The organism is Streptomyces longispororuber (assembly GCF_024448165.1).
Taxonomy (GTDB): Bacteria; Actinomycetota; Actinomycetes; order Streptomycetales; family Streptomycetaceae; genus Streptomyces; species Streptomyces longispororuber_A.
In genome coordinates this window covers 1-8,355 of record NZ_JAMOLN010000316.1, presented here as the reverse complement: position 1 = coordinate 8,355, position 8,355 = coordinate 1, and the positions used below count along the sequence as shown (strand labels likewise).

6 protein-coding genes and 1 tRNA gene are annotated in these 8,355 nt (G+C 67.0%); 4 read left to right on the top strand and 3 right to left on the bottom strand.

Annotated features, from left to right (window positions below; translation table 11 throughout):
• On the top strand, positions 1–908 hold a 908-nt coding region (locus tag M4J07_RS45015), incomplete at its 5' end, for an alpha/beta hydrolase (RefSeq protein WP_255982629.1).
• A gap of 84 nt (positions 909–992) precedes the next feature.
• Here M4J07_RS45015 and M4J07_RS45010 read toward each other — a convergent pair.
• Positions 993–1,571, bottom strand: coding sequence for a Dps family protein (locus M4J07_RS45010; RefSeq protein ID WP_255982627.1), 579 nt, complete (start codon positions 1,569–1,571; stop codon positions 993–995).
• Positions 1,572–1,929: 358 nt separating this feature from the next.
• On the opposite strand from M4J07_RS45010, the gene M4J07_RS45005 reads away from it, so the two are divergent.
• The 3 genes from M4J07_RS45005 to M4J07_RS44995 all read left to right on the top strand — a co-directional run bounded on the left by M4J07_RS45005 (position 1,930) and on the right by M4J07_RS44995 (position 5,849).
• Positions 1,930–2,337, top strand: coding sequence for an FKBP-type peptidyl-prolyl cis-trans isomerase (locus M4J07_RS45005; protein ID WP_305128978.1), 408 nt, complete (start codon positions 1,930–1,932; stop codon positions 2,335–2,337).
• An 805-nt stretch (positions 2,338–3,142) separates the two neighbouring features.
• The gene (locus M4J07_RS45000; RefSeq protein ID WP_255982625.1) at positions 3,143–5,644 is read left to right on the top strand and encodes a S8 family serine peptidase; all 2,502 of its coding nucleotides are present in this window, start codon (positions 3,143–3,145) and stop codon (positions 5,642–5,644) included.
• Between the two features lie 79 nt (positions 5,645–5,723).
• Positions 5,724–5,849 carry a hypothetical protein gene (locus M4J07_RS44995; RefSeq protein WP_255982623.1) on the top strand — a complete coding sequence of 42 codons (126 nt, stop codon included), beginning with the start codon at positions 5,724–5,726 and terminating at the stop codon, positions 5,847–5,849.
• Positions 5,850–6,789: 940 nt separating this feature from the next.
• Here the strand turns inward: M4J07_RS44995 and M4J07_RS44990 are convergent.
• Positions 6,790–6,866 (bottom strand) — tRNA-Pro (locus M4J07_RS44990).
• Between the two features lie 146 nt (positions 6,867–7,012).
• Positions 7,013–8,299 (bottom strand): MFS transporter, encoded by a 1,287-nt coding sequence (locus M4J07_RS44985; RefSeq protein WP_255982631.1) that lies wholly within the window; start codon positions 8,297–8,299, stop codon positions 7,013–7,015.
• Positions 8,300–8,355 lie beyond the last annotated feature (56 nt).

Sequence of the window (8,355 nt, the reverse complement as noted above, 5' to 3'; positions counted from 1 at the left end):
CCACCGCGAATCCGCCGTACCTGTTCGACCTCGCGCCGGCGGAGGGCCGCAAGGCGGTCGACGAGGTGCAGTCCGGCGAGATCGCCAAGCCGGACGTCGACGAGGAATGGATCACCGTCCCGGGCGGCCCCACCGGCAGCGTCCGCACCCGCATCGTCCGCCCCGCCGGCGTCCGGGGCAGCCTGCCGGTGATCCTCTACATCCACGGCGCGGGCTGGGTGTTCGGCAACGCCCACACCCACGACCGGCTGGTCCGCGAACTCGCCGTCGGCGCGAACGCGGCCGTCGTCTTCCCCGAGTACGACCTCTCGCCCGAGGCCCGCTACCCCGTCGCCATCGAGCAGAACTACACGGTCGCCCAGTGGATCGTCCGCGAGGGCGCCACCAAGGACCTCGACGGCGCCCGGCTGGCGGTGGCCGGCGACTCGGTGGGCGGCAACATGACCGCCGCCCTGACCCTGATGGCCAAGGAACGCGGCGATGTCCCGCTGCTCCAGCAGGTGTTGTTCTACCCGGTCACCGACGCCGCCTTCGACACCCCGTCCTACCACCAGTTCGCCACCGGCTACTTCCTGCGCCGCGACGGCATGCAGTGGTTCTGGGACCAGTACACGACCGACGAGACCGAACGCGCCCAGATCACCGCCTCCCCGCTGCGCGCCACCACCGACCAGCTCGCCGACCTGCCCCCGGCCCTGGTCATCACCGGCGAGGCCGACGTCCTGCGCGACGAGGGCGAGGCCTACGCCAACAAGCTCCGCCAGGCCGGCGTCCCCGTCACCGCCGTCCGCTTCCAGGGCGTCATCCACGACTTCGTCATGCTGAACGCGCTGCGCGACACCCACGCCGCGCAGGCCGCCATCACCCTCGCCGTCACCACCCTGCGCGGGGTCCTGCACGCGGGCTGACCGAACTCCCCATCACACTGCGCCCAGTGCACGCGGACTCGCTTCCGCGGGCACTGGGCGTCGGTGCGTGCGCCTCAGGGTGGATCAGGAACGGACGAGGGGCGTGTCCACCAGGTGCTCTGCCAGGAACCAGGACTGCAGCTCGCCGGTCCGGATCACCTGCGAGACGAAGAGGTCGTTCGTGCCGTCGTCGCCCAGGTCGGCGGTGCGCTTGGCGGCGTCGTGGGCGTCGATGAGGATCGACTCGTGCGCTTCCAGGAGGCGCGACAGCATCGCGGGGACCTCCTCCACGCCGTCCGGGGGCCGGGGGATGGACGTGATCTCGGCGACGTGCCGGGGGTCGCCCACCGCGACACCACCGAGTGACTGGACGCGTTCGGCGAGGGTGTCGATGAGTTCCAGCTGCTCGCCCGCGTGCTTGTCCAGCACCAGGTGCAGTTGGTAGAAGGTCGCGCCGCGCATGAGCCAGTGGTGCTTCTTGTAGAGCCCGTACAGGATCTGGGTGTCCGCCAGGGTCTTGTTCAGGCGCTGGCACGAGTACATCCGGGCCTCGTACGAGAGGCCGAGCGGAAACTGCTTGACCGACCCGAACTCCTGGATGACCTGGCCCTTCTGGTGCAGCCAGGGCTGGCTTCCGGTCACGGGACGAGAGTTTGTGGTCATGATCCGCCTCCTGCGGTCCGTGCTGTGCGTACGTCCGCGACGCTAGGCGGCGCCACACCGTCCGACGTGCCCGTGAGCGCATGCCTGAATGCCTGTCCGTGCATGGCCACGGTTGCCGCCGCGGGCCGTTCACTGTCGGACAAGAGCCCGTGCACCGGCGGAGTCCCGTCGCGCCCCGGCCCGTGTGAGGCTCACGGTCGACCCGCCGCGGACGTGCCTCCGTACGTGACTCCTCGAAGGCCGACGCCCCGCCCCGCCTCAGCGGGCCGGGCGTTCTCGGTAGCGTGACCGTCTACCGCACGGGGTGTCCGACTGGTCGCCCGTGCAAGAGGCGACGACGGAGAGCGACGAGGCTGCGATGACTGAACTGACGAAGCCCGAGGTGAACGTTCCGGAGGGTGACGCCCCGACCGAGCTGACCATCCGGGACCTGATCGTCGGGGACGGCCCCGAGGTGAAACCGGGCATGGTGGTCAGAGTCCACTACGTCGGGGTGACCTTCCGGTCCGGGAAGGAGTTCGACACCTCCTGGGACCGGGGCGAGCCGTACAAGTTCGCCCTGGGCGGTGGCAAGGTCATCAAGGGCTGGGACCGGGGCGTGCGGGGGATGAAGGTCGGCGGCCGACGCGAGATCATCGTTCCTCCGCGCCTCGGCTACGGCAATCAGTCACCCTCACCGTTGATCCCCGCGGGCTCGACGCTGATCTTCGTGGTGGACCTGCTCGACTCGTACTCCAGCACGGCTGGGTGGAGCAGGTCCGGGTGACCGTGGCTGGGCAACAGAAAAAGGGCCGTTCGAGAACGGCCCTTCACCTGCGACATTCGACGAATCGAACGGTCGGGACGACAGGATTTGAACCTGCGACCCCGTGCCCCCCAGCGGTGCGGTCGCTCCCACATTCACCCTTGACGGCTCCCGAGCGCCGTCGAGACTCTGAGGCGCCCTCGGCTACCGGCCCATTCCGCGACCCCTGCCCGCCGCCAGGTGCAGCGACTGTTCAAGCCCGTGCACACGATGACCGACGCCGACTGCTTCACCGCTGCGGGCATCAAGCTTGACCAAAGATATAGGGGCACCCCCCAGAACCCCACAGAGCACGCAATGACGGATCGTCACCCACAGATCCGGTAAATCGACTTCGCGCAATGACCCTGCCGCCGTCACCGACAGCAAAGGCGCAGGGAACCACGCCCTCGCTCCAGGAGAGTTACAGCCAAATCACCTCTGGTGCATAGGTGTTGGCCTCTTGACGAGGCACTTCCGCCGCAGTCTAATTCTGTGATCATACGGGGAGGTCGCGCGTGGGGGAGTTCCAGGTCGCCGCCCTGACGCGGCAGGGCTCCCTTCTCATCGCGGCTGCGCTGTGAGCTTCCTTCTCGCGGACGATGGCGTCCGCGCCTCTTCGAGGGCGCCGACCGTCCCTGTCCAGCGCCATCGCGCTCAAGAGCCGATTCCCATTCCAAGGAACGGCACATCATCTTTCCTTGACCGGCTCGTGCAGATCATGGGGTTGGGACGCAACAGGCCACCCCAGTTCGTCAGATATCGACCCATCAGAAAGGAACCAGAGATGAGCATGAGGTCAACGAATCGGCGGCAGTTCCTGCAGCGACTGGGCGGCACCCTTGCTACCGGAGCAGGAATCGCGTTCACTCCAGCTGGGTTCGCCTCGGCGTCGTCCAAAACCCCTGGCTATACGGGCGGCGGGACGGCACACGCGCAAGGCTGCGCGCAGTGTTCGTACCCGGGAGACCCCGGATTTGTCGCCACGAGACCAGAGGAACTGGATGCCGCTAAAGCCAGTTGGGAAACGCCGGAATACGGATACTACACCGGCCACAATTCTTCCACTCCTGGCACAGAGATCAATTCCCCGTGGCAGCTCGTCGCGGTGAATGCGTCCACCGCCTACGCTCTGGGATACTGCGGGCGCGGCGTCGCGCTGGGCATGATGGATTCCGGCTACAGGGTTACCCACGAAGCGTTCCAGACCGAGCGGATCATTCCGGTGAGAGCGGAGGGCGTCTACGGCACGTCCGGCTTCGGATATCGAAACACGGCAACCCCGGCGAACCCGTTTACCGCGGGCGAGCCGTTCATCGTGGACGGTGATCAGGCGAGAACAAGTGACTACGGGCACGGCACCGGCATGCTCGGGGTCACTTCCGGCATACGTGACGGTAAGGAACAGCACGGCATCGCCTCAGGATCGACGATGTATGTTGCCCAGACCGGCGGTTCCGACACCCAGTCCCACGGCCCTTTTCATGATTACGTCTACTGGTACACAGCCAATAAGGCCCTGGTCGACGCAGGCGCCCAGGTCATCAACAGCAGTTGGGGATCTTACGTCCAGACCCTCAACAGAACCCGCTTTGACGGCTTGGGCAACGATCTCGGACCCGACGGAAACCTTGCCAAGGCCTACCAACTTCCCGGCAAGGACAGCGTCAGCGCCACGGCAATGGCGACCATCATCCCCAACGAGTACCTGAAGGACCTGGAGTACCAGTACTTCTTCTTCAAGAAGAGCTACTCGGAAGACGGCATTCAATACAATCCTGACTACCCCGGACGTTCCTTCATGGAAGCCATCTGGGACGCCATCAAGGACAGCGGTACCGTCAACGTGAGGTCGGCCGGCAACAACGACTGGAGCAACCCGTATTATCGCCCGGCGTACCCCTTCTTCAACCCCTCGACGGAACAGCAGTGGATAGCCGTCGGCGGAGTGCAGCCGCCCACTGAGGCCAATCCCGAATACACAAAGCAGTCCGGGTACAACGAGGCGGGACTCGCCAAATGGTGGACCGTGTCAACCCCTTCAAACAGCGTTCGGACTGCGAACAGCGGTGGTGACATCAGCTATTCAAACTCAAGCGGCACGTCACCGGCAACGCCCGTTGCGACTGCGGTGATGGGGGTCCTGCTCTCCCGCTATCCGGACATGAGCGCCAAACAGGTGCGCGAGGTGATGTTGACCACGGCGAACAACAAGATGTCCGATGGCGTTAAATTCCTCGGAACCGGGCAAACCTCCCCCTCGGGAAAATCCATCGCCTGGACCGCTCCCGACGGCCTTCCGGACGAACGCTGGGGCTGGGGGATTCCCGATCTGGCCAAGGGTATGTACGGTCCCGGCCAGTTCCTGAGCCCCATGACCTACAACATGGACAAGGCACCCCTGGACGTCTGGTCGAACGACATAGGTCAGATCGCGATAAAGGAAAGAGAAAGGGAAGAACTGGAGTGGCTGGCGCGCTACAAGAAGCAAGGCATCGCCTATGCCGGTGAATTCAGCCCCAATGTGCTGAACCCGGATGGCACGCTTGACGAGCAAGCCTTCATGCTTCAGGGCATTCTGGCTGATCCTCAAGTCCAAGCCATCACTGACGGCCACCCCGAGTTGTACGACAAGATAGCCCACAAGGAAGCCGTCAAGTGGCGCAAGGAATGGATGGACAAGCGCGCGGCCCACATTCAGAAAAAGATCAACAAAAACCTCTACACGGCCTCTCTGACCAAGCAGGGCTCCGGGACGCTGATCATGACGGGCGACAACACCTACAAGGGCGGCACAACGATCGAAGGCGGCAAGCTTTCGATCACCGGCTCACACGCAAGCTCGATCGACGTCAAGGGCGGCAAGCTCGGAGGCACCGGCTTCGCGGCAGGCAGCATCGACGTCGCCAGCGGGACGCTGCAGCCCGGTCTGTCGTCCAGCGAAGCGGCGTCCGCGCTGCCCATCACCCTCACTGAGATCGCTCCCGGCAACGTCCTGAACGTCGGTGGTGACGTGACCATCCGCAGAGCGGGCCGCCTCGCCATCACCATCTCCGGCAACCACGACTGCACGAGCGTGCGGGCTGCGGGTGACCTGGTACTGGAAGGCAAACTCACCCTGGACATTCGCGCATCCCTCACTCCGGGCGCAGAACTGCAGATCATGAGTGGCGGTTCGATCAAGGGCAACTTCCTCTCCCTGCCGGAACAGCACACCCTGAAGGCCGGCGGTCACACGTTCAGGGTGTCCTACCGGCACGGCGATGTGACACTGACCGTCGTGCGATAACTGGCGCTCCATCCCGGCCCGGTGCGAGGGCTCCCAGAAATGTTCCCGAACGCGCGACAGCCCGGCATGATGTTCGACCGTGCTGCTTCGATTGACCTGTCTGACCGTGACCAACGTCTTCGCCATGCCGCGGCTGCTCCTGGCGAGCGACCGCGACAAGAACATCGAGATCCTCGCCCTGCGCCACCAGATCACCGTCCTGTAACGGCAACTCGGTCCGGAACGGGCCGAGTTCGCACCAGCAGACCGAGACTCCCTCGTCGCACTTCTCCGCCCTCTCCCCCGCGAGGCTCGCCAGTCCGCCCGCCTTGCGCAGCGTCGTCGTCCGTAGATGTGCGGGGATGGCCCCAGGACTGCTCAGGGCGCGGTCGACCCACAGCAATCCCTCAGGGGAGAGGCCCTGGGTCTCTCAGAAGTGGGCCAGAGCCGTCGCCAGCCGTAGGCCGACCCCCTGCACCCGCCCTGGCGTGTGGTCCACTCCAGGGCGGCTCGCAGATTCCCCTGTTCCTGACGGAGGCGGCGCACCCAATCGGGGTACCCGCGTTCCTCGGTATGGGACTCCGCCGACTCCGCCAAGCGTACGTACCAGTCGGCGTGACGGTCGCGGACGGTGACGTCCTCCGTGGAGGCGGACAGGCGCTCCAACACGTACTCACGGATGGTTTGGAGCATGTCGACTCGCGGTTCCCCGTCGGTTCCCCGTCCTGGGTGGACAGGACGCGCAGCATGCTGTGGTCGACGGGGGTGTCCAGGCCGTCCAGGAGTTCCCTCTCGGTGTCGGGACCGCACACGTACCCGGCCGCTTCCAATGAGCAACCGGCGCAGAACGCACCCAGGCGCAGGAGCGTCCCCCGCTGCACCCTCCACGATCTGCGCCACCTCGCCGTGACCACAGCCATCAGCGAAGGCGTCTACGCCCACCTCACCCGACGCACCGCCCACCAAGCCGTCGACGCCATCGCCACCGCCCTCGATCGCGAAGAACAACGCCGCGACCACACCACGACCACAACCCCACATGCCGCATGAAGCCACTACTACGCCAGAGGCATCCACACACATGCGCTACGACCACTTGACGACCACCAACGGAAAAAGGCCGCCCCTGCCCAACGGCAGAAACGGCCTCCGACCTGCAAAAAAGCTGGTCGGGACGACAGGATTTGAACCTGCGACCCCTTGACCCCCAGTCAAGTGCGCTACCAAGCTGCGCCACGTCCCGATGCTCGCTGACCTGGGCTTTCCCCGGGCCGAACGTGCACGGAAACCATACCGCACTCGGGGCCGTGGTCGTGCATCCCTTTCCTCGTAGGGCCCGGCGGGCCGGGCGGCGGCCGGGTGCGGTGCCGCGTCGCCCGGAGGGGCGGCCTACTTCGTGGGGCCCTGCGCCCTGACCGGTTCCGGCGCGGGCAGCGGGCGCAGGGGCTGGGCGTCCGCCCGGACCAGGCCGCGGATGCCCGGGACCGCGAGCATGGCTGCCGCGCACAGGAGGGTGACCACGCCGCCCGCCAGCAGGACGTGGTGCGTGCCGAACGTGTTCGCCGCCGGGCCCGCGAGTGCCTGGCCGACCGGGGCCATGGCGAGGGAGCCGGCGACGTCGTAGGCGTGGATGCGGTTGAGGACCTCGCGCGGGACCTGGGTCTGGACGCTGGTCGCCCACATCACGCCCCAGAACGACATCCCCGCCCCGGCCACCGCGCAGCCAGCCATCATCCACGGCACGTCCAGGCCCGCGCCGACCACCGCCGGGAACAGCGCGAACGCGAACAGTGCCAGCGAGCCGGCGCGGAGCATGCGGCGCGGGCGCAGGCGCAGGGCGATGAGGCCGCCGATGACGGTGCCCGCGCCCAGCGCCGAGTTGATCAGGCCGTAGACGCGCGGTCCGTGTTCCTGGGTGACCTGGGTGGCGATGAGCGGGATCGCGGGGCCCGAGGCGCCGATCTGGAGGACGCACCAGACGGCGATGACGCCCCAGAGCCAGGTACGGGAGCGGAACTCGCGCCAGCCTTCGACGAGGTCCTTGCGGAAGCCGCCGCGCACGGACCTGTCGGCGGCGGGCAGCGGGGGCAGCTTCAGCAGGAGCAGGCAGAGCGCGCTGAGGGCGAAGGTGCCCGCGTGCGCCGCGAAGACCAGGCCCGGCGATGCGAAGGCCACGAGGAGGCCGGCCACGGCGGGGCCCGCGAGCTGGGAACCGGACTCGGCGACGCGGATCGCGCCGTTGGCCGCCTGGACGTCCGCTGCCAGGCGGGGCACGGTGCCCGCGACGCCCGGCTGGAAGATCGCGGAGGCCGCGCCGTTGACCGCGCCGATGACGCAGATCTCCCACAGCACCACGTGTCCGGTGAAGAACATGACGGCCGCGACCGACTGTGACACCAGCCGCACCACGTCGGCGCCGATCATCAGCAGGCGCGTGCTGAACCGGTCCGCGAAGACTCCGCCGAAGATCACCAGTCCCGCGAAACAGGCGACGGACGCGGCCATGGCCAGGCCCACCGCGCCCGCCCCGTACCCGTACTGCAGCAGGCCCGCGGCGAGCGCCACGGGCAGCATCGTCTCGCCGAGCTTGGCGAGGGACCTGGCCGTGAAGAAGAGGCCGAAGTCCCGGGACCAGAGTTTCGGGCCGGGGCCGCTGTCCGGGTCGGCCTTCCTCATGGTGACGCGCTCGGGCCCGTCGCTGACGCCAGGTCCCTCCGAAGCCCCGCCCCCGG